Source organism: Stenotrophomonas sp. Bg11-02, from assembly GCF_002836635.1.
Taxonomy (GTDB): Bacteria; Pseudomonadota; Gammaproteobacteria; order Xanthomonadales; family Xanthomonadaceae; genus Stenotrophomonas; species Stenotrophomonas lacuserhaii.
On sequence record NZ_PJAY01000053.1, the window covers coordinates 79,555 to 102,992 of the forward strand.

The 23,438-nt window shown below is 67.3% G+C and carries 18 protein-coding genes; 7 read left to right on the forward strand and 11 right to left on the reverse strand.

The genetic code is table 11. The annotated features are described in order from the left end of the window. Window positions 1–39 precede the first annotated feature (39 nt). Both cydB and CXG43_RS07625 read right to left on the reverse strand, forming a co-directional pair. Window positions 40–1,053: a cytochrome d ubiquinol oxidase subunit II gene (gene cydB / locus CXG43_RS07620; protein WP_101099417.1), complete on the reverse strand. Its 1,014-nt coding sequence runs from the start codon at window positions 1,051–1,053 to the stop codon at window positions 40–42. Between the two features lies 1 nt (window position 1,054). Beyond that, complete coding sequence (locus tag CXG43_RS07625; protein WP_101099418.1) at window positions 1,055–2,452, reverse strand: cytochrome ubiquinol oxidase subunit I; 1,398 nt, start codon at window positions 2,450–2,452, stop codon at window positions 1,055–1,057. 606 nt (window positions 2,453–3,058) lie between these two features. On the opposite strand from CXG43_RS07625, the gene CXG43_RS07630 reads away from it, so the two are divergent. The 4 genes from CXG43_RS07630 to hemF all read left to right on the forward strand — a co-directional run bounded on the left by CXG43_RS07630 (window position 3,059) and on the right by hemF (window position 8,354). Continuing rightward, window positions 3,059–5,428: a S9 family peptidase gene (locus CXG43_RS07630; RefSeq protein WP_101099419.1), complete on the forward strand. Its 2,370-nt coding sequence runs from the start codon at window positions 3,059–3,061 to the stop codon at window positions 5,426–5,428. A 69-nt stretch (window positions 5,429–5,497) separates the two neighbouring features. Beyond that, window positions 5,498–6,061 carry a hypothetical protein gene (locus tag CXG43_RS07635; protein WP_101099420.1) on the forward strand — a complete coding sequence of 188 codons (564 nt, stop codon included), beginning with the start codon at window positions 5,498–5,500 and terminating at the stop codon, window positions 6,059–6,061. Window positions 6,062–6,102: 41 nt separating this feature from the next. Next, entirely contained in the window at window positions 6,103–7,386 is a 1,284-nt protein-coding gene (locus tag CXG43_RS07640) for a hypothetical protein (RefSeq protein ID WP_157825209.1), read from the forward strand. Between the two features lie 71 nt (window positions 7,387–7,457). Then, window positions 7,458–8,354, forward strand: coding sequence for an oxygen-dependent coproporphyrinogen oxidase (hemF, locus tag CXG43_RS07645; RefSeq protein WP_101099422.1), 897 nt, complete (start codon window positions 7,458–7,460; stop codon window positions 8,352–8,354). A 290-nt stretch (window positions 8,355–8,644) separates the two neighbouring features. Here the strand turns inward: hemF and polA are convergent, their stop codons facing one another. Further along, window positions 8,645–11,422 (reverse strand): DNA polymerase I, encoded by a 2,778-nt coding sequence (gene polA / locus CXG43_RS07650; RefSeq protein ID WP_101099423.1) that lies wholly within the window; start codon window positions 11,420–11,422, stop codon window positions 8,645–8,647. 99 nt (window positions 11,423–11,521) lie between these two features. On the opposite strand from polA, the gene CXG43_RS07655 reads away from it, so the two are divergent. Continuing rightward, on the forward strand, window positions 11,522–11,806 hold the full coding sequence (locus tag CXG43_RS07655) for a DUF2782 domain-containing protein (protein WP_182656420.1): 285 nt from the start codon (window positions 11,522–11,524) through the stop codon (window positions 11,804–11,806). A gap of 16 nt (window positions 11,807–11,822) precedes the next feature. Further along, entirely contained in the window at window positions 11,823–12,065 is a 243-nt protein-coding gene (locus tag CXG43_RS07660; protein ID WP_101099425.1) for a hypothetical protein, read from the forward strand. Between the two features lie 167 nt (window positions 12,066–12,232). On the opposite strand, the gene CXG43_RS07665 is transcribed toward CXG43_RS07660, so the two are convergent. Further along, window positions 12,233–12,679, reverse strand: a complete 447-nt coding sequence (locus tag CXG43_RS07665) for a universal stress protein (protein ID WP_042613877.1) — start codon at window positions 12,677–12,679, stop codon at window positions 12,233–12,235. Window positions 12,680–12,808: 129 nt separating this feature from the next. Here CXG43_RS07665 and CXG43_RS07670 point away from each other — a divergent pair, with 129 nt between their 5' ends. Then, window positions 12,809–13,522, forward strand: coding sequence for a ThuA domain-containing protein (locus tag CXG43_RS07670; RefSeq protein WP_101099499.1), 714 nt, complete (start codon window positions 12,809–12,811; stop codon window positions 13,520–13,522). Between the two features lie 18 nt (window positions 13,523–13,540). Here CXG43_RS07670 and CXG43_RS07675 read toward each other — a convergent pair whose 3' ends face one another. From CXG43_RS07675 to rpmB, 7 genes are all read right to left on the reverse strand, one after another. Further along, window positions 13,541–17,311 carry a hypothetical protein gene (locus CXG43_RS07675; protein WP_157825210.1) on the reverse strand — a complete coding sequence of 1,257 codons (3,771 nt, stop codon included), beginning with the start codon at window positions 17,309–17,311 and terminating at the stop codon, window positions 13,541–13,543. Between the two features lie 134 nt (window positions 17,312–17,445). Then, a complete protein-coding gene (locus tag CXG43_RS07680) occupies window positions 17,446–17,772 on the reverse strand; it encodes a low molecular weight protein tyrosine phosphatase family protein (RefSeq protein ID WP_101099427.1) in 327 nt (108 codons plus the stop codon). A gap of 17 nt (window positions 17,773–17,789) precedes the next feature. After that, window positions 17,790–19,979 carry a DNA helicase II gene (gene uvrD / locus CXG43_RS07685; RefSeq protein ID WP_101099428.1) on the reverse strand — a complete coding sequence of 730 codons (2,190 nt, stop codon included), beginning with the start codon at window positions 19,977–19,979 and terminating at the stop codon, window positions 17,790–17,792. Between the two features lie 9 nt (window positions 19,980–19,988). Then, entirely contained in the window at window positions 19,989–21,389 is a 1,401-nt protein-coding gene (locus CXG43_RS07690) for an FAD/NAD(P)-binding protein (RefSeq protein ID WP_101099429.1), read from the reverse strand. Window positions 21,390–21,422: 33 nt separating this feature from the next. Next, window positions 21,423–22,841 (reverse strand): cardiolipin synthase, encoded by a 1,419-nt coding sequence (gene cls / locus CXG43_RS07695; RefSeq protein ID WP_101099500.1) that lies wholly within the window; start codon window positions 22,839–22,841, stop codon window positions 21,423–21,425. A gap of 111 nt (window positions 22,842–22,952) precedes the next feature. Then, on the reverse strand, window positions 22,953–23,117 hold the full coding sequence (gene rpmG, locus CXG43_RS07700) for a 50S ribosomal protein L33 (protein WP_042613882.1): 165 nt from the start codon (window positions 23,115–23,117) through the stop codon (window positions 22,953–22,955). A gap of 10 nt (window positions 23,118–23,127) precedes the next feature. Further along, window positions 23,128–23,364, reverse strand: coding sequence for a 50S ribosomal protein L28 (gene rpmB, locus CXG43_RS07705; RefSeq protein ID WP_019185625.1), 237 nt, complete (start codon window positions 23,362–23,364; stop codon window positions 23,128–23,130). Window positions 23,365–23,438 lie beyond the last annotated feature (74 nt).

Genomic DNA, 23,438 nt, shown 5'->3' on the forward strand with positions numbered 1-23,438 from the left:
TCCTCACCCACCGCGGCCAACGGTCCTCACCCACCGCGCCTAGTGGTAGCCGGCGCCAGCTTCCACCTTGCCGCGGAATACCCGGTACGACCACGCCGTGTAGCCCAGGATCACCGGCAGCAGCACCACCAGGCCGACCAGGCTGAAGCCCAGCGACGACGCCGGCGCCGCTGCGTCCCACAGGGTCATGGTAGGTGGCAGGAGGTAGGGCCACATGCCCAGCACCAGCCCGGCGAAGCCGAGCACGAACAAACCCAGGCTGAGCAGGAACGGCGGCAGATCGCGCCCGGGATGCAGCGCGCTGCGCCACAGCGCGGCGGCCACCGCCAGGGTCAGGATCGGCACCGGCGACAGCCACCAGAAATTGCCGTCGGAGAACCAGCGCTGCATCAGGTGCGACTGCAGGAACGGCAGCCAGCTGCTGACCAGCCCCATCGCCACGATCACCGCCACCACCAGCGGCCGGGTCAACTGCCGGGCCAGCACCTGCACCGGGCCGGTGGTCTTGAGGATCAGCCAGGTGCTGCCGAGCAAGGCGTAGCCGGCCACCAGCGAGGCACCGGTCAGCATCGCGAACGGGCTGAACCAGCCGAGCGCCCCGCCGGTGTAGACCCCGTCGACGATCGGCAGGCCCTGCACCAACGCACCCAGGATGAGTCCCTGGGCGAAGGTGGCCAGCAGCGAACCCAGCCCGAAGGCCACGCTCCACAGCCGCTTGGAGCGGTGCGCCTTGAAGCGGAACTCGAAGGCCACGCCGCGGAACACCAGCGCCATCACCAGCAGCAGCACCGGCAGGTAAAGCGCCGACAGCAGCGCGGCGTACGCTTTCGGGAAGGCCGCCAGCAGGCCCGCACCGCCCAGCACCAGCCAGGTTTCGTTGCCGTCCCAGATCGGCGCGGCGGTGTTCATCATCTGGTCCAGTTCTTCTTCGCTGTGGGCGAACGGGGCCAGGATGCCGATCCCCAGCACGAAACCGTCCAGCACCACGTACATCAGCACGCCGAAGCCGATCACCGCGAACCACGCCACCGGCAGCCAGGTCATCAGGTCCATGTCAGCGCTCCTCCAGGGGTTCGTCCGCGCCGGACAATGGACGCGCCGGGGTGTGGTGGCCGCCATCCAGCGAGGGGCCGTCTTCGTGCGGCCTGGGGCCCTGCCGCAGGATCTTCACCAGATACCAGATGCCCCAGCCGAACACGAAGGCATAGCCGACCACATAGACGCCCAACGACAGCGCGGTCATCCATGCGCTCTGCGGCCCCACCGCATCGGCGGTGCGCAGCAGGCCGTACACCACCCATGGCTGGCGCCCCATTTCGGTCACGAACCAGCCCGACACCAGCGCGATGAAGCCACTCGGCAACATCCAGTTCCAGCCACGCAGCAGCCAGCGCGACTGCAGCAGCCTGCCACGCCACAGGGCGATGACCGACACCAGCGCCAGCAGCAGCATCAGCGTGCCCAGCCCGACCATGATCCGGAAGGCGAAGAAGACAGGGGTGACCGGCGGCCGCTCGCTGGCCGGCACGGACGTCAGCGGCGCGATGGTCCCCTCGCGTGAATGGGTCAGGATGAGACTGCCGAGCGTGGGGATGGCGACCTCGAAATCATTGCGTTCGTGTTCCTCGTTGGGCAGCGCGAACACCACCAGCGGCACCCCCTCCCCTGGCGCGGTTTCATGCCAGTGCGCCTCCACCGCCGCGATCTTCATCGGCTGGTGCTTGAGGGTGTTCAGGCCGTGCATGTCGCCAACGAAGATCTGCGCCGGCACGGTGATCGCGGCGAAGATCACGGCGGCGGTCAGCATGCGGCGGCCCGCTTCCACGTGCACGCCGCGGCGCAGGTAGAACGCGCCGATGCCGCCGATCACGAAGCAGGTAGTGATGAACGAGCCCAGCGCCATGTGGGTCAGGCGATACGGGAAGGACGGGTTGAACACCACCTTCCACCAGTCGACCGGATGCACGATGCCGTTGATCATCTCGAAGCCGGCGGGGGTATGCAGCCAGCTGTTGGAGGCCAGGATCCAGAAGGTGGACACCAGCGTGCCCAGGGCCACCATGCAGGTGGACAGGAAGTGCAGCCGCGGCGACACCCGGCCCCAGCCGAACATCATCACGCCGAGGAAACTGGCCTCCAGGAAGAAGGCGGTCAGTACTTCATAGGTGAGCAGCGGGCCGATCACCGACCCGGCTACCTGGATCAGGCGCGGCCAGTTGGTACCGAACTGGAAGGCCATGACGATACCGCTGACCACGCCCATGCCGAAGGACACGGCGAAGATCTTCTGCCAGAAGAAGAACAGTTCGCGCCAGATCGGGTTGCGGGTACGCAGCCAGCGCCATTCCACGAAGGCCAGCCAGCTGGCGGTGCCGATGGTGAAGGCGGGGAACAGCACGTGGAAACTGACCACGAAGCCGAACTGGAAACGGGACAACAGCAATGCGTCCAAGGGGACGTCCTCCTGCCGGGCGCGGGTGGGGATACCGGACCAGTCTGGGTGGATTTGCGTGAAGAAGGGATGCGACCGGGTGACGCGCTGCTTCACTTTGTCGCGGGGGTGCCAGCAACATCAAAAGCGTGCAGGGCTGGGGGTAGGTGGGGCGGGGTAGCTGTGCAGGACACGCCGTAAACCCATCCATGGGGGCTCGCTGTTGCCTTCCATGGCAACAGACGGTCCTGCACAGCCACCCCGCCCCACCTTCGACAGGTCCATGGCAGCCTGGGAACATGCGGCTCTGGTAGCGCCGACCCATGGTCGGCGGATCGTTGGGGGAACAGGATCTGATGGTCTCCGCCGACCATGGGTCGGCGCTACCGCTCGCTTGCTGGCGGCCACGGGAACTGTCAGAGCGACGGGCGGGTGGGCTGTCCGGGACACTGTGAGGCAGGAGCCGAACAGTAGCCTACAAGGACGTACTTGCGGCGTGTCCCGGACAACCCACCCGCCCGTCGCCGTCCCAGAGCAAACCAGCCCTTGCATGACCTGTGGGCCAGCCCCTGCCGGGAAGGGGCTGCTACCCTTGGCCGGTTTTCTCCTTCACGGTGCGTCCCGTCCATGTCCCGAGTGCTGCCGCTGTCCCTGTTGTTGTCCGCCCTGCTGGCCGCTCCGGCCGTTCAGGCTGCGCCGACCCCGATCACCATCGAACAGGCCATGGCCGACCCTGACTGGATCGGGCCGCCGGTGGAACGCGCCTGGTGGTCCTGGAACAGCCAGCAGGTCGAATACCAGCTCAAGCGCAAGGGCAGCCCGGTCCGCGATACGTTCCGCCAGCCGCTCGGCGGGGGCGTCGCCGCCCAGCTGGCCGACGACCAGCGCGGCAGCCTGGACGTGGCCGATCCGGTCTATGACAGCAGCCGCAGCCGCATGGCCTTCGCCCGCAACGGCGATGTGTTCGTGCGCGACCTGCGCAGCGGCGCACTGACCCAGCTCACCCGTGGCAATGAACGCTCGAGCGGCATCAATTTCGCCACCGACGGCGGGGTGATCTGGCGCAACGGACAGAACTGGTTCCATTGGACTGCAGCGAACGGCGTGGCCCAGGTGGCCAGCCTGAAGGCCGAAAAAAATCCGTCCGACGCGCCCAAGGCCGATACCCTGCGCGAGCAGCAGCTGCGCACGCTGGAAACCCTGCGCCGCGACCGCGAACAGCGCGAGGCCCTGAAAGAGCAGGACCAGCGCTGGCGCGAGACCGACCCGACCCGCGCGCCGGGTCCGGTGTTCCTCGGCGCCGATGTGGAGATCGTCGACAGCGTGCTGTCGCCCGATGGCGTGCACCTGGTGGTGGTGACCAAGCCGAAGGGCTTCGAAGAGGGCCGCACCAGCAAGATGCCGCTGTACGTGACCGAATCCGGTTACGAAGAAACCGAAGACACCCGCACCCGCGTCGGCCGCAATGAGCCGGAACCGCATACCTTCTGGCTGGTCAATGCACGCACCGGCAAGGTCGACAAGGTCTCGCTGGACGCGCTGCCGGGTATCGGCACCGATCCGCTGGCCAGCCTGCGCAGGCAGGCCGGCAAGGACGCGCTGAAGGGCAACCGCCCGCTGGAACTGATGAGCGACTTCATGGGCGGCGGCATCCGCTGGAGCGCCGACGGCCAGCAGGCCGCGATCATGCTGCGCGCCAACGACAACAAGGACCGCTGGATCGTCAGCGTCGGCGCGGCCGATGGCCGCCTGCAGAGCCGCCACCGCCTCACCGATGCGGCCTGGATCAACTGGGGCTTCAACGATTACGGCTGGATGGCCGACGGCCGCACGCTGTGGCTGCTGTCCGAGGAATCCGGTTTCTCGCACCTGTATACCCAGGCCGGCACCGGCAAGCCGCAGGCGCTGACCAGCGGCAAGTGGGAGACCTCCGCGCCGGCGCTGTCGGCCGATGGCAAGGGCTTCTACTTCCTGTGCAACCAGCAGGCTCCGCACGACTATGAAGTGTGCAGCGTCGACGTGGCCAGCCGCCAGGTGCGGGAGCTGACCAGCCTCAACGGCGTGGAGGATTTCACCGTCTCCCCGGATGGTCAGCAGCTGCTGGTGCGCTACTCCGGCGCCTATCTACCGGCCCAGCTGGCCGTGGTGCCGACGGCAGGCGGGCAGGCGCGCGTGCTGACCGACACCCGCAGCGCCGAATTCAAGGCGCGTGAGTGGATCCAGCCGAAGCTGGTGGCCGTGCCGTCCAAGCACGGTGCCGGCGTGGTCTGGGCGAAGTACTACGAACCGGAAAACAAGGAACCCGGCAAGAAGTATCCGATCGTGATGTTCGTGCACGGCGCCGGCTACCTGCAGAACGTCCACCAGCGTTATCCGGCCTATTTCCGCGAACAGATGTTCCACAACCTGCTGGTGCAGCAGGGCTACATCGTGCTGGACATGGACTACCGCGGCAGCGAGGGCTACGGTCGCGACTGGCGTACCGCGATCTACCGCAACATGGGCCACCCGGAGCTGGAAGACTACAAGGACGGCCTGGACTGGCTGGCCGAAACCCAGCAGGGCGACCGTGACCGCGCGGGCATCTACGGCGGTTCCTACGGCGGCTTCATGACCTTCATGGCGCTGTTCCGTTCGCCGGGCACGTTCAAGGCCGGCGCCGCGCTGCGTCCGGTGGTGGACTGGCACAACTACAACCATGCCTACACCGCCAACATCCTCAACACGCCGGACATCGACCCGGAGGCCTACCGCGTTTCTTCGCCCATCGAGTACGCGCAGAACCTGCAGGACCACCTGATGATCGGCCACGGCATGATGGACGACAACGTGTTCTTCCAGGATTCGGTCAACCTGACCCAGCGCCTGATCGAACTGCACAAGGACAACTGGACCATCGCGCCGTACCCGCTGGAACGCCATGGCTACACCCGTGCCGATTCCTGGCTGGACCAGTACAAGCGCATCCTCAAGCTGTTCAACGAAAACGTGAAGTAAGCGACCCGGATCGTGCCGATCCGCTCGGCACGATCGGTCTGGCGTTGCCTCCCCCTGCAAGGACACCGGATGTCACAGCTGCCTCCCACCCTGGCCCCCACCGGCCAGGCAAAACCACCGCGCACGGACTTCGTGCGCCCCATCGCGTTGACCACCCTGCTGGTCTGCGCGGCCATGATCGTGTGGTTCCTGCTGCAGGCGCTGGTGGCCTGGCCGCTCGGCGCCAGCCAGCCCTGGCAGATGCTGATCGAGCTGGCCGAGGAAAGCGGGTGGCCCGCCAGCCTGCGCTGGATGCTGGTCCACCCGGTGGCCACCAGCCTGCTGCTGGGCGCGGCCTGCGTGCCGTCACTGGTCTCCAGCTGGGGCCTGTACAAGGGCACCCGCTGGGGCCTGCTGAGCTTCGTCTGGCTGCTGGTGATCACCGGCATCGGCAACATCGGCGTGGCGTGGTGGATGGATCGCGTCGCCGCCGTGTTGATCGGCATGCTCGGCGAGGCGGACGTGGTCGAGGCGCTGAATGCCCAGCGCATCCTGTTCACTGCCACCGTGCTCGGCAGCTGCGTGTTGTTCGCGGTGCTGCAGGGCTGGCTGGCATGGCGGCTGATGCGCCCGGACATCCGTTCGCGCTACTGACCTCCCCTCTTCCTTCTTTACTTCCCCCCCCCGGAGTCTGCATGTCAGTGATGACGTTGCCGCTGCGCGCGATCACCGCGCTTTTCCTTCTGTCCGCCACTGCCGCGGCCAGCGCACAGGACTGTGCTGTCTACGATGAGGCCACCTGTGGCAACCAGCTGTACAGCGCCGATGCAACGCGCCTGCAGCAATGGTGCGAGCAGGGCACCGGCGTGGCCTGCAGCGGCCTGCTGCGTGAATGGGTCAGCGAGGCGCGTCAGGCCGACACCCGCGCCCCCAACGACGACCCGGACCTGCAGGAACCGGCAGTGTGCAAGCAAGCCGACCCCGCCTATGACGAGCAGGCCTGCGAGGAGGCGGCCAAGGCGGCGCTTTCCAAGGCGCTGGGCATGGCGCTGACCGGAGTGTTCGACCAGCGTGAGATCGTGTTGCCGACGGCCCGGTTGGAGGCCCTGCAGGCATTGTGCGTGGCCCATCCGGACGGCGATTTCTGCCGCGAGGTCGCCGAGGAACAGTGGAAAGCCGGCGGCTTCGCGCAGGCCGTGGCGGCGTTGCAGCTCAGCTGCCGCAGCGGCGATGAGCGCGCCTGCGAGCTGCATGCCCCGCTGCAGGCGCTCGGTGGCGCGCCGCGGCCGCAGCCGGCCACCAGCGTGCCGTGCGGCCAGTACCGCAGCGAGGGCGGCCTGCTGGACACGCTGGACTTCGGCGACGGCGGCCTGGTTGGATTGGGGTTGGGCGCACAGGCGCGCGCGCGGCTGGAAGACGGCGCGATCCGGCTGCGCCACGACAAGGGCGGGGACTTCGTGTTCCAGACCCTGCCCGGCGGCCGCCTGGTCGGCATGGACGAGTGGACCCGGATGCGGGTTTTCCAGCGTACCGGTGGCAAGGCGCAGTGTGCCGAAGCGGTGGTGTTCAACGTAGTGCCGCTGCCACGGGACTGCCCGCAGGCCGCCAGCGGGGATGGCGCCGCGGCCTGCTGCAAGGCCGGCAGCCTGCAGGGTTGCAACACACTGGGCAACCAGCAGGCCCTGGCTGGCGATTGGGTGAAGGCCGCCGGAAGCTACCTGCAGGTATGCCGCGCGGGCGTGCGCGAAGGCTGCGAGAACCTGGCCAGTGCACAGGAAAACAGCGCCGAGGTGGATGCGCGGGGGCAGTTGCAGCAGCTGTGCGAGGCCGACCGCAGCGGCCGTCACGTGGCCTGCGATGTGGTGGCCACCCGCAACTGGACACTGATGGAACTGGGCCGGGCGCTGCAGGACGCCGCCGAGGAGAGCAGCAACGACGACCCACCGGCACCGTCGCGCACGCGCAACCACAAGCGCTGATGGCATCGGCCGAGCGTGGCCCGGCGCTACCAGCGCTGCAGCGGGCGGCGGGCACCGGCTAAACTGCACGCATGAACCAGTTCGACCGCGTCCGCGCCTACCTCACCGACCTGCAGGACCGCATCTGCGCCGCCATCGAAGGCGCAGACGGCCAGGCCCGTTTCCAGGAAGACCTGTGGCAGCGCGCCGAAGGCGGCGGCGGGCGCACCCGCATCCTGCGCGATGGCGCCGTGTTCGAGCAGGCAGGCATCGGCTTTTCCGACGTGGCCGGCAGCCGCCTGCCGCCTTCGGCCTCGGCCAACCGGCCGGAGCTGGCGGGCGCCTCGTGGCGTGCCACCGGGGTGTCACTGGTGTTCCACCCGCTCAATCCGCGGGTGCCCACCACCCATGCCAACGTGCGCTTCTTCCAGGCCGAACGGGACGGTCTGGTGGTGGCCAGCTGGTTCGGTGGCGGCTTCGACCTGACCCCGTTCTACCCCGTCGATGAAGACGTGCGTCACTGGCACCAGACCGCGCATGACCTGTGCGCCCCGTTCGGCGCCGAGCGCTATCCGGCGCACAAGCGTTGGTGCGATGAGTATTTCTTCCTGCGCCACCGCAACGAGACGCGCGGCGTGGGCGGGTTGTTCTTCGATGACCTGCATGGCGATTTCGAGCGCGACTTCGACTACCTGCGTGCGGTCGGCGATGGCTTCCTGGATGCCTACCTGCCGATCGTGGCGCGGCGCAAGGACGACCCGTACGGCGAGGCCGAGCGCGAGTTCCAGCTGTACCGGCGCGGCCGCTACGTGGAGTTCAACCTGGTCTACGACCGCGGCACCCTGTTCGGCCTGCAGAGCGGCGGGCGCAGCGAAAGCATCCTGATGAGCCTGCCACCCCGCGTGCGCTGGGAGTACGGCTTCCAGCCCGAATCCGGCAGCGCCGAAGCGCGGCTGGCCGATTACCTGGTGCCGCGCGACTGGCTGTAACGGCGAGGCCCTGCAGATGCCCCAAATAAAAAGCCCCGCTGACCAGGGGGAGGTCAACGGGGCCGGGGAACGGGTGCTTGGGGAGGAGCCCCCGTTCCGAGATCTGCTCCAGGGGATGGGAGAGATCCACAACAGGCGTTGCGCCTGTTGGAGCCTATGGAAGCACTTCGAACATTGATGAATCGTGAAGGCGGCCCATTTAGCCAACCTCACCCACCAGAATATTCATCATTTAGTCAGCTAAATCCGTTCGATTAACCCATTCAGCGGCTTAAGGCGCCGAACGCGACTCAATGGGCTTGGTCCCAGTTGTGACCGTGCCCGGTATCGACCACAAGCGGCACCTTCAACTGTGCCGCTTGTGACATATGGAGGACCACCGCCGTACGCAGCTCGTCGATGTACCCGGCCTCGCACTCGAACACCAGTTCATCGTGCACCTGCAGGATCATCCTGGCCGGCGCCGCAGACGCCTTCAGCCAGCCGTCCACGTCCACCATCGCCCGCTTGATGATGTCGGCCGCGGTGCCCTGCATCGGTGCATTGATGGCCGCCCGTTCCGCACCGGCACGCAGGCCCTGGTTGCGTGCGTTGATGTCGTTCAGATACAGGCGCCGGCCGAACAGGGTCTCCACGTAGCCCTGCTCGCGTGCCTGCTGGCGCATGCGATCCATGAAATCGCGCACGCCGGGATACCGGCTGAAATACAGCGCAACGTAATCCTGTGCCTGGCCGCGGTCGATGCCCAGGTTGCGTGCCAGCCCGAATGCGCTCATGCCGTACATCAGGCCGAAGTTGATCGCCTTGGCGGCGCGGCGTTCGTTGCTGGTCACCTCGTCCAGGCTGCGCCCGAACACTTCGGCGGCGGTGGCGCGGTGCACGTCCGCGCCCTGTTCGAAGGCCCGTACCAGGCCCGGGTCTTCGGACAGGTGGGCCATGATCCGCAGTTCGATCTGCGAGTAGTCCGCGGCCAGCAGCAGCTTGCCCTCCGGTGCGACGAAGGCACGGCGGATGCGGCGGCCGTCGTCGGTGCGGATCGGGATGTTCTGCAGGTTCGGATCGGACGAGGACAGCCGCCCGGTGGCCGCACCGGACTGGTGGTAGCTGGTGTGCACCCGGCCGGTAGCGGCGTTGACCATCTCCGGCAGCTTGTCGGTGTAGGTGCTGCGCAGCTTGGCCAGGCCACGGTAGTCCAGGATCACCCGCGGCAGCTCGTGCTGTCCGGCGATCGCTTCGAGCGCTTCTTCGTTGGTGCTCGGCTGGCCCTTCGGCGTCTTCACCAGGGCCGGCAGCTTGAGTTCGTCGAACAACACCGCCTGCAGCTGCTTGGGCGAATCCAGGTTGAAGCTGCGCCCGGCCAGTTCGGTGGCCTTCTGCTGCGCAGCCAGCATGCGGGTGGACAGGTCCTGGCTCTGGCGGCGCAGTTCGGCCACGTCCACCTGCACGCCATTGGCTTCGATGCTGGCCAGCACCGGTACCAACGGCATTTCGATTTCCCGGTACACCTGGTCCAGCGACGGCAGCGCCAGCAACTGGGGCGCCAGCGCGCGATGCAGCCGCAGGGTCACATCGGCATCTTCAGCAGCGTAGCGGCTGGCCTCGTCGATGCCCACCTGGGAGAAGGAAATCTGCTTGGCGCCCTTGCCGGCCACGTCCTCGAACTTGATCGTGGTGTAGCCGAGGTAGCGCTGCGCCAGCGAATCCATGTCATGCCGGGTGGCCGTGGAGTTCAGCACGAAGCTTTCCAGCATGGTGTCGTCGTGGTATCCACGCACTTCGATGCCGTGCCGGCGCAGCACGTGCAGGTCGTACTTTCCGTGCTGGCCGAGCTTCTTCTTCGCCGGGTCTTCCAGCACCGGGCGCAGCGCATCCAGCACCTGCTGCATCGGCAGCTGGGCCGGCGCGCCGGGGTAATCATGGTTGAGTGGAATGTAGGCCGCCTTGCCTGGCTCCACCGCCAGGCTGATGCCCACCAGCCGTGCCCGCATGGCATCCAGCGCATCGGTTTCGGTATCGAAACTGACCAGGTCGGCCTGCTGCAGCCGCTCGATCCAAGCCTGCAGCTGGGCCGGCTCCAGCACGGTCTCGTATTCGCCCGGCAACGACAGGAACGGATCCAGGGTGGCCACCGGCGCCTCTTGGCCACCGCCACGGGCAAAGCCAGCGGCCGTCCCGCGCAGGCTCGGAACCGCCTCGCTGGCCGGGTTCGGGGCCAGCCCCGCGCTGCCTTCCAGTTCCTTCAGCGCCTGGGTGAAGCCGTACCGTGCATACAGTTCGCGCAGTGCCTCGACGTCGCGCTCGCGCAGCGGCAGGTCCTGCGGCCCGGCTTCAAGCGCCACGTCGGTACGGATGGTCACCAGCTCTCGGTTCAGCGGCAGCCGCTCCAGCGCTGCGCGCAGGTTCTCGCCGATCTTGCCTTTCATGGTCGGCGCGGCGGCGATCACACCGTCCAGGTGCTGGTACTCGCCCAGCCACTTGGCGGCAGTCTTGGGACCACATTTCTCGACGCCCGGCACGTTGTCCACGGCGTCGCCCATCAAGGCCAGCAGGTCGACGATCTGGTCGGCGCGCACGCCGAACTTTTCCATCACCGCAGCGTCTGAATCCATCCGGCTGCCGGTCATGGTGTTGACCAGTTCGATGCCCGGTCGCACCAGCTGGGCGAAGTCCTTGTCCCCGGTGGAGATGGTCACGCTGAGGTCGCGCGCCACGCCCTGCAGGGCCAGCGTACCGATCACATCGTCGGCTTCCACGCCGGAAACGCGCAGGATGCTGATGCCCAGCGCGTCGACGATGCGGCACATCGGTTCGACCTGGCTGCGCAGCTCGTCCGGCATCGGCGGGCGGTTGGCCTTGTACTGGTCGTACAGGTCGTCGCGGAAGGTCCTGCCCGGCGCATCGACCACGAACGCCACGTAGGCGGGGCGCTCCTTCAGGGTTGCGCGCAGCATGTTGACCACGCCGAACAACGCACCGGTCGGTTCACCCTGCGGATTGGACAGCGGCGGCAGCGCGTGGAACGCGCGATACAGGTAACTGGACCCGTCGATAAGGACTAATCTGCTCATGCCACGATTCTACGCGCCCCGCGCCTGCACGTCGGTCACGTCAGCTGGGGCATAATCCCTGACACACCCGGCCAAGGACTCCTGCCCATGAAACCCATGATGCTCGCCGCGCCGCTGCTGCTGGCCCTGCTGCTGGCCGGCTGCGCGACCTCCGGTGGCGCCGGTGCACCGCCGGTCGACGTGGCCGGTGCCGACATCGCCAAGCGCACGCTGGACAACGGCGATGTGCTGGAGGAATACCGCGTGGCGGGCCAGCTGCGCATGGTCAAGGTGACCCCGCTGCGCGGTGCCCCCTATTTCATCTACGACCAGAACGGCGATGGCCGCATGGATAATTCCAGGGACGGCGTGTCGCCGGTGTACTGGAAGCTCTACAGCTGGTGATGCACGTTCTTTCGAAATGAGCAACGTAGAACGCCGTAACCTGCCGATCGACCAGGCCGCCCTTCGCCAAGGGCTGACTGCCGAGCAGCTGTCCGCCGTGCAGACCCTGGAACATTTCGGCTGGCAGCTGCGCTTCGTGCGGCGGCCGCTGTTCCGCGATCCGATCCCGGTGCTGTTCGACCGCAGTGGCGAGCGCTACGTGGTGCTGCAGGCCGATGGCAGCCTGGACGAATCACAGACCCTGAAGCTGCGCGACTGAGCGTGGCGCGGCTGGCGTTGCGCAACAGCGTGACGACCAACGGTCGTCACCCACCACGACCAACGGTCGTCACCCACCGCGGCGCCGGGCGCCACCCACCAGGGCAGGAGAACGGCGCCGGCCGCTTCCTGCGACCGACGCCGGGTCCCCTCCCCGGGAACGCTGTCTCAGCGGATGACCAGCACCGGTATGCTGCTGCGCGCGAGCACTTCAGCGGTCTGGCTGCCCAGCAGCACGCGGGTCATGCCGCGCCGGCCATGCGAGGTCATCACGATAAGGTCCGAGCTGCGCTCGCCGGCCACGTCGATCACACCGTCGGCCGCATAGCGGTCCAGCACGTGCACGCCGTTGGCGCGCACGCCCTGCGCCTGCGCGGTGGCCAGCGCGGGCTGCAGGATCTTCTGCGCCGCCTCTTCGCGGTCGGCCTTGTATTCCGGGCTGTTCATGTAGCCGACGCTCCAGCCCATGGCGTCATACATGCCAACGGCCCAAGGCTCCGATACGGTAACGATATCGACCTCCGCGTCCAGGTCCTTGGCCAGCTCCAGACCCTTCATCAGGCCTTTTTCCGACAGTTCGGACCCGTCGGTGGCAATCAGGATGCGCTTGTACATGGCCGGGCTCCTTGGTGATCCGCCGTGTGGGAACAGAAGCATTACATACCCGGCGTGCAGGCCGCGCCTTGAGCACGATCAATGCAGTGCAGCATGGCGCAGCGGGCGGTGCGTGCCAGAATCGGCCGCATGCGCACTCTCATCTCCTGCTGCCTGGCCCTGTTGCTGCTCCCCTGGCCGGCCTTTGCCGACGATGCGATCCTGATTTTCACCCGGACCGCCAAGTTCCGCCACGACTCCATTCCAGCAGCCGTGGAAACGCTGGGATCGCTGGCCGCCGAGCAGGGACTGCGGGTGGTGCATGGCGAAGACAGCGGCGTATTCACTGCTGAAGGGCTGTCCGCCTTTCGCGCCGTGGTGTTCGCCAACACCACCGGTGACGTGCTGGATGAGTCGCAGCAGGCCGCGCTCCAGGCTTTCATCGAAGGCGGCGGGGGGTTCCTCGGCCTGCATTCGGCGGCCGATACCGAATACGACTGGCCGTTCTATGGCGAACTGGTCGGTGCCTGGTTCCACAAGCATCCACCCGGCCTGCAAACTGCGCCAGTGACGCTGCACGGCGAGGGCCATGAGGGCGTGCAGTGGTCGATCACCGATGAGATCTACAACTATCGCCGCAATCCACGTCCGTGGGTGCAGGTGCTGGCCACCGTGGATGAAGCAGGCTACGAAGGCGGCACGATGGGCAATGACCATCCCATCACCTGGTGCCGGCCGATGGGCCGCGGCCGAAGCTGGTATACCGGCTTCGGCCACGATGCGGCGGTGTACGCCGATCCCGATGTGCGCGCCATGCTGCGGCGGGGACTGGCGTATGCCAGTGGTGCGTCCCCGCACTGCTGACCGACGCCCCGCGGCTCATCAGGTGGTGCTGCCGGACGCTCCGCTGTGAGGGTCAACGTACTGCCGGGTGCGTTGCCGCGCGGGGCGGGAGGCAGGCGCCGCGCCTGCGCGTGGAGAGCCTTCCCTGAGCGCCCGCAATCGTTGTTCCAGCGCGGCCGTGGCGCTGTCTTGCCGCAGCGCGTGCAGGCGCCTTTCAAGCTGCGCATCGGTGTGCCTGACAGCGGACGTGGAGCCGCCGGCAACATCCGGGCTGCGCAGCATCGCAAGGCGTGTTTCAACCTCGTTTCTGAATCCGCGGTTTTGGACGATCGCATCACGCGTGGCGCGGGCCGAAGCTTCGCTGGCGGCCTTGGCAGCTGCGCGACGCTCGGCCTGCCTGTGCGCGGTGGCCTGGGCCTGCGCACTGGCCTGCGCATTTGCCTGCGAAGAGGCGGTAAGAGCCGCAGCACGGGTGGCGCTTCCAGCAGCACGGGCAGATGCCCGCTGAGCGGATTCCCCGGCCTTGCTGCGCGTCTGCTGTTCGGCCTGTGCCTGCGCATCCCGCTGCGCCTGGGCTGCTGCACGGGCTGCCATGTCGCCTGCGGTGGCAGCCGCGTGCTGCTGCGCGCGTTGGCCGATGCCCACTGCATGCAAGGCCTCATTGCCGGTGTCGCCCGCGTCACGCACCATGTTGCGGATGTCGACCTCGATCTCCGCGGCACACTGTTTGAGCAACCGACGCCGGTCCGGCAGCGACAGTCCCGGCTGCGCCAGCACCGCGTCCGTGTAGCGCCGCTCACCGGCCTGAACCCGTAGCTCGGCGTCGGCTTTGCGCAGGTTCCTCATTCGAATCCGGTAGTCGTCCAGTGCTTCGCCCTTGAGCGTTTCGATCATCCCGGGCGGCACGGGGGCGTTGCGTGGAAGCCGGTGTTTTGCCAGGGCCTCCTTCCAGGCGCCTTCCACGCTGTCCTGCACAAGCGCCTGCAGCGCCTGGTCCTCGGCATGGCTGGTCAGCTTCATGTGCAGGTTTGCGCGTATGACTTGCAGCTCCAGTTCAATGATGCGGCGGACACCATATGCGCCTTCGACATGCTGCACGAGGGCGCGCAGCGGCAACGCAGAGCGTTGTCCTGCGTCCGCTGCGATCCTGATCGGTTCGTCACCGCGGCGCGGCGCGTAGGACAGCTTCTTCGCCGCCCAGCTGCGCCACGACCGCAATCGGATGTACTCCGCGTTGCCCGGCAACAGCTCGGCCAGTTGCAGGCGACGGTCCCAGGCGGTCGATGCGCCTGATGCCGCCAACGCGGCGTAATAGTTGGGATAGCCCTTCTCCTTCGCCGTCAGCAGGCCCTCGCGCAGCATCGTCGGGGTGATCTCCGCCGATCTGGCGATCAGGGTCTCCAGCAGTTCGATGAACGCCATCCCGAGCGCGGGGTCACGATGGGCGTGCGCGCCGACGTTGGGCGGATAGGCGGATCCCTCGAACGGCTCCAACAGGCAGCGCGTGACCCGCGTGGCATCGAGGTGACCTGCGTCCACCAGGCGGGTCAGCAGCAACAGCCAATCGCGGTTTGCCTCGAAGCTGGCGTGCCCGAGGACATCCGAGCCCGGACCCAGTTCCAGGTCCCTCAACAGCTGCCCGAATACCAATGGGGACAACAGTTCTTCGCCGATCGCACGGATGTCCGTTTCCTCGTTGGTGTCCAGCGCGGCCGCCAGCCTTCGATTGCAGTCATGCAGCTGCTGCAGCGTCCTGATCCGTGCCGTGGTGGCATTGGGGGCGTGCGCCGTGGCGTCACCCATCACAGCGGCAAGGTCGCCGTCCAGCAGCATCTGATGCCCGGCGTGCAGGGCGTTGGAGTGTTCCTGCAGGACCGTGGGGTCGGCATCACCGCCCAGGGCAGCGCCGATGCCGTCCAGCATCTGCTGCCGGACCCGCGCGGCGCGCTCGGGGTCGGCGCTGATCCAGTCGCGGATCTGCGCTGGCGCATACTGCGCCAGCAGGGCCTGCCGGCGCTGCACCAGAGTGCTGGCCATCCGTGCGGCGTCCGGCCAGTGGCCTTGCGGCGCGCCAGCGGGAACCTGCCATCCTGCGCCGACGACGGCGTGCACCGTCATTGCAGGAACCAGCGCGAGCCGATACCCCATTTCAGCCATCGCATCGGCAATGGCCGGGTCGGGCGCGGCGGGCGCACGCATGAGCTCGGCAACGCTCTCCGACTGGAATCCATAGGGCCAGCCCAGCGTGTCATGCAGCCGGCCGGGATCTGCCCCCATGGCGTCGAACTCCGCAGCGTTCTCAACGAAGGCATCGGGTATCGGGAACAGCGAGGCGGGCCGCTGCAGCATGGCGATATCGCCACTGGCCTGCTTGGGCAGCATCACCCTGCGCGCATCGAGCGTGGCGAATCCAAGCGGCCCGCACGAACCGAAATCCACGGTCATCGCCACGGGCTGCCCATCGCGCTCGGCGTAGCCGAAATTCTCCATCCGGAAGTTGAGATGATCCCAGTTGCCGAGCCATCGCGAGGCGATGAAATGGCGGACCTGGTCGCTGCGCACTGCGGTCGGCAGCAAGCGGTTCATCGCCTCCAGCGCATCGAATCGCTGCCTGTCGGCCGCTGCGTGTTCGGCCTGCAGTCCAGCGTCCTGCACCTGCCAGAAGTGCGCGACCCCAGCGCGCTGCAGCACCGCATCGCAGGTCGAAACAGCCGCTGCATGGTCGCTGCGCAGTTGGGCGTAGCGCATCCTGGCCTCTTCATCGCCTGCGGCGGCCAAGGCTTCGGCAGCCGGCGTGGCAAGGAAGCTGCCAAGGTCCTTGAAGCTGGGTTCGTAGCGCGAAGCAAAGCGCTGGCTGTCGCCCGGCAGCGAGGCGTCGGCTGCCATCACGCGCGCGTCCGGCGCGGCCAGGCCGGTGAGCTGGAACACGCGGGACAGGCTGGCCTCCATCGCACTGAGCCCGGTGTCCCCGGTTTCCTTCACCCTCCAGTCGGCGTCATCGAGGCAGACCAGCGCGGCGGGTCGACTGCCGGCGCCGGTCCATGCGCGGGCCGCTGCCGGGCCCTGGCCGTCACCTTCCGCATCGGAATCTGCATCGGGATGGAACAGGTGGACCCGCTGGTCGACGCCCTGCACGGCTTCTCCGGAAAGCTGCGGCAGCAGCGCACCGCGCTGGATGCTGAACAGCGAAGGGCCCGACCCGGCGACAGCAGCTACATCCTCGTTCTGGATCCCGGCAAGCAGCAGGTTTCCCTGCACGCGTCGCAGGCCACCGATTTCTCGCGTGCAGGTGACCGGGGCATCCCGGCTCAGCGATTCCAGCGAGTGCGCCCGTGATGGCGTGGACTGGAAGAACGGGCTGTCGCGCAGACCGCCGGGCCCACCGCGCTGGAACTCCATCGACACCATGCGGCCTGCCCACTCTGCTTCGGAAGCAGGGATGAGTGCTGGCATGTTGGCGTCCACGCTACGCCGCAGCAGCGAAGACTCCAGCGCGGCCGAGCGCCGGCCAGCCCCCGTGCGTCCGCTCTGCAATGCCCGCCGCACCTCGTCCATCTGGTCGTACAGGGCGCGCAGCGTGGTCGTCTGCCGCATCGCGTCGGCTGATCCAGCGACAGGCGGGTAGTTCTCCGCCGACACCCGCCGCGGGCCCGAGGGCGCAGAGAGACGGCGCACGCGCAACGGGGCGGTGTTGCCGACCAGCAGGCTGCCGAGGGTGGACGCTGTGGCGCGTCCCTGCACAGGGCCGGATGGATGCCGGCCGCGGATCAGTGCGGGCGTTGTCTGCGACGAGGAGCCAGCAACGGGCATGCGCCTTCCTTCATTGAACAAGAAGGAAATACTGCTTTCAGCCATAGGCGCGGGCTTTCATAAATACGGCACTGGTCAGCATTACACCGTCATCCGCCAGCTGGACCGCGATGCCGTACGCCCACGCCGGCCACTCAGCGCAGGTGCGGACTGACCTTGCGCTTGAGCAGCTCGACCAGCACCGGGTCCATGTAGTCGTAGTCATCCGGGATATCCAGGCACACCACGCGCTTGCCGTTCAACCAAGGGGCGAAGCGTGCCGACAGCCGCGTGCGGTGCGCACGCTCCATCACGAACACCAGATCGGCCCATTCCAGCAGCTCAGGCCCTAGCAGTTCATCCGCATCGGCCAGCAACCCGGCCGACGCGGTTTCAATGCCAGGCCAGTCGGCGAACACCTGCTCGGCCGTCGGGCTGCGCAGGCGGTTCTGGCTGCACAGGAACAGCACGTGGCGGGACATGGCGTGCGCTGCTGACGTTACAGCGCGGTCAGGTTGGCGTAGGCCATCACCAGCCACTTGCTGCCGGCATCGGCGAACTCCACCTGCACGCGTGCATGCGCACCGCTGCCTTCGTAGTCGGTGACCATGCCTTCGCCGAACTTGGGATGGGTGACCATCGTGCCGAGCTTCAGCGGCGGTGCCTCCAGCGCGGCATGCCCGCCGCCGCGGCTGGCGCCCAGCGATGCCGGCCGCGACACCTGTACCTTCGGCCGTACTTCATGCAGCAGCTCGCGCGGGATCTCGCGCAGGAAGCGCGATGGCACCCCATAGTTGTCCTGGCCATGGATGCGCCGTGATTCGGCGTAGCACAGCACCAGCTTCTGCCGCGCGCGGGTGATGCCGACGTAGGCCAGTCGGCGTTCTTCCTCCAGCCGCCCGCTTTCTTCCAGCGAACGAGCGCTCGGGAACAGGCCGTCTTCCATGCCGGCCAGGAACACCAGCGGGAACTCCAGGCCCTTGGCCGAATGCAGGGTCATCAACTGCACGCCGTCTTCGTTGGCCTGCGCCTGTCCTTCGCCCGCTTCCAGCGCGGCATAGGCGAGGAAGGCGACCAGCTCGTCCATGTCCTCCACTTCTTCGACATCGTCGGTGCGGCGCACGAAGCGCGAGGCAACCGACACCAGTTCGTCGAGGTTGTCGGTGCGCGATTCGGAGTCCAGCGCGTTGCGGCTTTCCTTGCTCCAGTGCTCGCGCAGCAGCGAGCGCGCCAGCACGTGGTCGATGCGCTCGGCCAGGGTCATGTGCACGGTCTGCGCCTGCAGTTCATTGACCAGCACCAGGAAGCCGGCCAGCGCATTGCGCGCGCGTGCCGCCAGCGCGTTGCCCTGGGTAACCAGCATGGTGGCTTCCCACAGTGAAATGCCCTGCGCACGCGCCTCGCGGCGCACCTCGTCCAGGGTGCGGTCGCCAATGCCACGGGTGGGGGTATTGACCGCACGCTCGAAGGCCGCATCGTCGTTGCGGTTGGACAGCAGCCGCAGATAAGCCAGCGCATCCTTGATTTCGGCGCGTTCGAAGAAGCGCATGCCGCCGTACACGCGATACGGTACCTGCTCGCTCAGCAGCACCTCTTCCAGCGCGCGCGACTGCGCGTTGCTGCGGTAGAGCACCGCCACTTCGCCATGGCTGCCGCCGTCGCGCACCCACTGGCGGGCACGTTCAACGATGTAACGCGCCTCGTCCATCTCGTTGTAGGCCGCGTACAGGTCGATCGGATCGCCCTCGCCGCTGTCGGTCCACAGCTCCTTGCCGATGCGGTCCGGATTGTGCGAAATGACCGCGTTGGCCGCGCCGAGGATGTTGGCGGTGGAACGGTAGTTCTGTTCCAGGCGGATGGTCTGCGCGCCGGGGAAATCACGCAGGAAGCCCTGCACGTTTTCCACCTTCGCACCGCGCCAGCCATAGATGGCCTGGTCATCGTCGCCGACCACGAACACATGCCCGGTGTCGCCGGCCAGCACCCGCACGAAGGCGTACTGGATGGAGTTGGTGTCCTGGAATTCGTCGACCAGGATCTCGCGGAAGCGGGCGCGGTAATGCGCCAGCAGGGCCGGGTTGTCGCGCAACAGCTCATGCGCGCGCAGCAGCAGTTCGGCGAAGTCGACCAGGCCGGCGCGGTCGCAGCGCGCCTGGTACTCGGTGTAGGCCTGGCGCATGGTGTCCAGCCAGGCGTCATTCGGCTCGGGCTGGATGTGCTGCGGCCGGCGACCCTCGTCCTTCTGTTCGTTGATCCACCAGGCGATCTGCTTGGGCGGGTACTTGCCGTCATCCAGCTCCAGGGCCTGCACCACGCGCTTGACCAGCCGCAGCTGGTCATCCGAATCCATCACCTGGAAGGAATCGGGCAGCCTGGCTTCGGCCCAGTGCAGCCGCAGCAGGCGGTTGGCCAGCCCGTGGAAGGTGCCGATCCAGGCGCCACGGCTGCCATTGGGCAGCTGCGCGTCGATCCGGTGGCGCATCTCGCCGGCCGCCTTGTTGGTGAAGGTCACCGCGAAAATGCCATGGGTCGGCACGCCGAACACTTCGTGCAGCCAGGCGATGCGGTGGGTCAGTACGCGGGTCTTGCCGGAGCCCGCGCCGGCCAGCACCAGGTGGTGGCCAGGGGGGGCGGACACGGCATCGCGCTGGGCCGGGTTCAGGCCATCAAGCAGGTGGGAGACATCCATGCCCCCATTTTACGGCATCGCTGCTTCGAGCTCCCGCACCGCGTGGCGCGCCGCATCTTCGGCCTGCTGACGCAGTTCAGGCACGGCCAGGCTCTCCCACAGCGTGCCGATGCGCAGGCTGCCCAGCACGCCGATGGCGCCATGCGCGGTGCCGTCTGCATCGATCAGCCGGTCACCTGCTGCCTCGCTGTCCAGGCCGAGGCCATGCGGCCCCGGGCGCGCGATGCCTTCAGCCAGCAGTTGCCTCAGCAAGGGATTGCGCAGGCCCTCCGCACGCGTCTCCACGCCGGTGGCGTTGACCAGTGCGCCAAGGTCCCACTGCACCGCTGCGCCGTGCGACAAGGCGGTCAGGCGCAGGCCCGTGTCCGTTTCCACGACACCCTGCAGGCGCACACGATGCAACTGCAGGCGACCATCGGCCAGCGCATCGCGCAGCTGCACATGGACCTCTTCAGCGATACGGTGCCGGTGTACATCCCAGTGCCGTACCACGTGGCGCAGGAAGCGCCGCTGGTCAGCCTCATCGAGGGTCTGCCACAGTGCCTTGCCCAGTGGGCGGATGCGCTCCATCACGCTCTGCCAGGGAATGCCGTGCGTAGCCGCCTCACGGGCATGCCGACGCAGCGTGCGCAGGCGCGCGCGCAAGCCCATCGCCAGCAGCGGTTGTGGATCATACGTGGCGGGCGCGCCGTGGGCATGCGGCAACGGCATCAGCGCGTGACGCGAAAACACGTGCAGCACGCCGGTCTGGCCCGCCGCGAACAATGCCACCACGCTGTCCACCATGCTCAGCCCGGAGCCGATGATGCCGGTCGCCTGGTCACCCGCCAGCAGGCGCACCCCATCGTAATCCCAGGCCTCGGCGATCGACTCGTGCGGCAGGGCATCGGCGCCAGCCAGCGGAATCGGGCGCACGCTGTTGCCGCAGGCCAGCACGACCTGGCGGGCATCGACGACGGTGCCGTCGGCCAGCTGCAGCCGTGCCATGTCGTCCTCCTGGCGCAGCGATAGCACCGCCTGCGCGACCACCTGCACCTGCGCGCTGCTGGCCTGCTCCGCTTCGGCCAGGCGCTGGCGCAGATACGCCGCGTAATGCCGACGCGGCACGAAGCGGCCCGCCAACGTCGCATCATCATCCTGCGGACAGGCATCGACCTGGCGCAGGTAGGCGGTGAAATCGGCGGGCTGGTCGGGCAGCGCGCTCATCCGCCCGGCCGGCACGTTGAGCAGGTGCTGCGGTGCCGGCGTGGCATAAGCGATGCCCTCGGCCAGGGTCGAGGCCGGCTCGAACAGCTGGACCTTCAGCGGGGTCGTTGCGTGGTGCAGCAGGTGCAGGGCGGTCAGCGCACCGGCGGCGCCGCCGCCGATGATGGCCAGGTCGATGCGGTGCGGAGTCGCTGTATCGTTCATGCGTTGATTGTAGGCGATGCGTCGGCCAGCGCCTTACATCAGCGCATCGGCCAGCCGCGCGATGCCTTCGCGGCTGCGCCGCCAGGTGGCGCGCTTGCGCCACTGTGAAAGCTCCAACGGCCGCGAGTTGCGCAGGTAATCGTCCTCGATGTCCAGCAACTGGCGCACGATCTTCCGGTCATAGCAGAGCAGGCCGACCTCGGCATTCAGCGCGAACGAACGGATGTCCAGGTTGATCGATCCCAACAGGGCGATGTCCTCGTCCACGCTGAGGTGTTTGGCGTGCAGGAAATGGGGCTCGTACAGCGCGATGCGCACGCCGCTGCGCAGCAGTTCATCGTAGTAGGCTTCCTGCGCCCACGCGGTCAGCCGAGCATTGCTGGTGGCCGATACGATCAGCTGCACATCCACCCCGGACAGGGCAGCAATGCGCAGCGCGCTCAGGGTGGCTTCGTCGGGCACGAAGTACGGGGTGACCAGCACGATGCGCCGGCGCGCCAGGTGGATCAACGCATTGACCGCATCGCGCGCGTTGCTGAAGGGGTAGGCCGGGCCACTGGGCAGCAGCTGGGTGGCCACGTCTTCGCTGCACACCGGCACATCGGCCATCACCTCCAGCCGCTGGCCGGTTTCCATGTACCAGTCGCTGGCGAACACCGCTTCCAGGTGGGCCACGGCGGGGCCGCGCACCCGCGCCACCAGCTCGCGGTTCGGCCTGCCGCGCACGAAGCCGGCATCGGCCAGGTTCTGCGAGCCGATATAGCCGACCTTGTTGTCGATGACGGCGATCTTGCGGTGGTTGCGCAGGTCCATGCGCCCACTGCGGCGCCAGCGCAATCCACCGGGCAGCATCGCGCGGACATCGATATCGCGCGCCAGCAGGCGCTTGCGGTAGGCCCGCAGTCCACGCTTTGCGCCTACCGCATCCAGCAGCAGGCGGCAGTGCACGCCGCGCGCGGCGGCACGCTGCAGCGCCTCCACGATGGCCTCGCCCACCGCATCGTCGAACATCAGGTAATACAGAAGGTGGACGCGCTCTTCGGCCTGGTCGATGTCGGCGATCAGGTGGGCCAGCGAGTCGTCGTAACCGGTCAGCAGGTCCAGTGCATTGCCGTGCACGGGCATGAAATCGCCCTGCCGCTCCACCAGTGGCACCATTTCGGCGACGGTGGTGTCCGCGTCCGGCTGCCAGCGCAGGGCCGCCTGCAGCGCCTGTTCTTCGCGGATCACCTGCGAGGCTTCGGCCTGGCGGCGCAGGCGCTCGGCCGACAGCCATGGATGGCCGAACAGCAGGTACAGCGGCAGGCCCAGCAACGGCACGAAGCCGACCAGCAACAGCCAGCTGCGTGCAGCCCCGGGTGTGGTGCGGGTGGGGATCCACAACAGCGCGGCCAGCCGGATCAGCCAGTCCAGCAGCAGCAGCCATGAGCCCAGCATCCACTCGAAGAGCATCGCGCCACCCGCCCGGAGGAAGCCGCATTCTGCCACGGGCTGGGCCACGGCCAAAAAAAACCCGCCTCGCGGCGGGTTTCTTCATTCGGGAAGCTCAAGCATCCTGGCGGATTACTTGATCTTGCCTTCCTTGTACGGGACATGCTTGCGCACGACCGGATCGTACTTCAGGAATTCCATCTTCCCGGGGGTGTTCTTCTTGTTCTTGTCCGTCGTGTAGAAGTGGCCGGTACCGGCCGTCGAAATCAGACGGATCTTGTCGCGCTTGCCTGCCATGATTTACTCCTCAGACCTTTTCGCCGCGCGAACGCAGCTCAGCCAGAACGGAGTCGATGCCGTTCTTGTCGATGGTGCGCAGTGCATGCGCGGAAACACGAAGCTTGACCCAGCGGTTTTCGCTGGCGACCCAGAAGCGGCGCTCATGCAGGTTGGGCAGGAAACGACGACGGGTCTTGTTGTTTGCGTGCGAGACGTTGTTACCCGTCTGCACTCGCTTGCCGGAAACTTGGCATACGCGGGACATTGCGCACCTCGATAAGTTTGTATTGAAAGTCCGGCCAGGGAAGGCCGAGCTTCTGCGGAAGGATCCGCACATGT

Coding starts and splice junctions, on each gene's coding strand:
- cydB (WP_101099417.1), bottom strand. CDS start 1,053: ATGGACCTGATGACCTGGCTGCCGGTGGCGTGGTTCGCGGTGATCGGC.
- CXG43_RS07630 (WP_101099419.1), top strand. CDS start 3,059: ATGTCCCGAGTGCTGCCGCTGTCCCTGTTGTTGTCCGCCCTGCTGGCC.
- CXG43_RS07635 (WP_101099420.1), top strand. CDS start 5,498: ATGTCACAGCTGCCTCCCACCCTGGCCCCCACCGGCCAGGCAAAACCA.
- CXG43_RS07640 (WP_157825209.1), top strand. CDS start 6,103: ATGTCAGTGATGACGTTGCCGCTGCGCGCGATCACCGCGCTTTTCCTT.
- hemF (WP_101099422.1), top strand. CDS start 7,458: ATGAACCAGTTCGACCGCGTCCGCGCCTACCTCACCGACCTGCAGGAC.
- polA (WP_101099423.1), bottom strand. CDS start 11,422: ATGAGCAGATTAGTCCTTATCGACGGGTCCAGTTACCTGTATCGCGCG.
- CXG43_RS07655 (WP_182656420.1), top strand. CDS start 11,522: ATGCTCGCCGCGCCGCTGCTGCTGGCCCTGCTGCTGGCCGGCTGCGCG.
- CXG43_RS07660 (WP_101099425.1), top strand. CDS start 11,823: ATGAGCAACGTAGAACGCCGTAACCTGCCGATCGACCAGGCCGCCCTT.
- CXG43_RS07665 (WP_042613877.1), bottom strand. CDS start 12,679: ATGTACAAGCGCATCCTGATTGCCACCGACGGGTCCGAACTGTCGGAA.
- CXG43_RS07670 (WP_101099499.1), top strand. CDS start 12,809: ATGCGCACTCTCATCTCCTGCTGCCTGGCCCTGTTGCTGCTCCCCTGG.
- CXG43_RS07675 (WP_157825210.1), bottom strand. CDS start 17,311: ATGCCCGTTGCTGGCTCCTCGTCGCAGACAACGCCCGCACTGATCCGC.
- CXG43_RS07680 (WP_101099427.1), bottom strand. CDS start 17,772: ATGTCCCGCCACGTGCTGTTCCTGTGCAGCCAGAACCGCCTGCGCAGC.
- uvrD (WP_101099428.1), bottom strand. CDS start 19,979: ATGGATGTCTCCCACCTGCTTGATGGCCTGAACCCGGCCCAGCGCGAT.
- CXG43_RS07690 (WP_101099429.1), bottom strand. CDS start 21,389: ATGAACGATACAGCGACTCCGCACCGCATCGACCTGGCCATCATCGGC.
- cls (WP_101099500.1), bottom strand. CDS start 22,841: ATGCTCTTCGAGTGGATGCTGGGCTCATGGCTGCTGCTGCTGGACTGG.
- rpmG (WP_042613882.1), bottom strand. CDS start 23,117: ATGGCAGGCAAGCGCGACAAGATCCGTCTGATTTCGACGGCCGGTACC.
- rpmB (WP_019185625.1), bottom strand. CDS start 23,364: ATGTCCCGCGTATGCCAAGTTTCCGGCAAGCGAGTGCAGACGGGTAAC.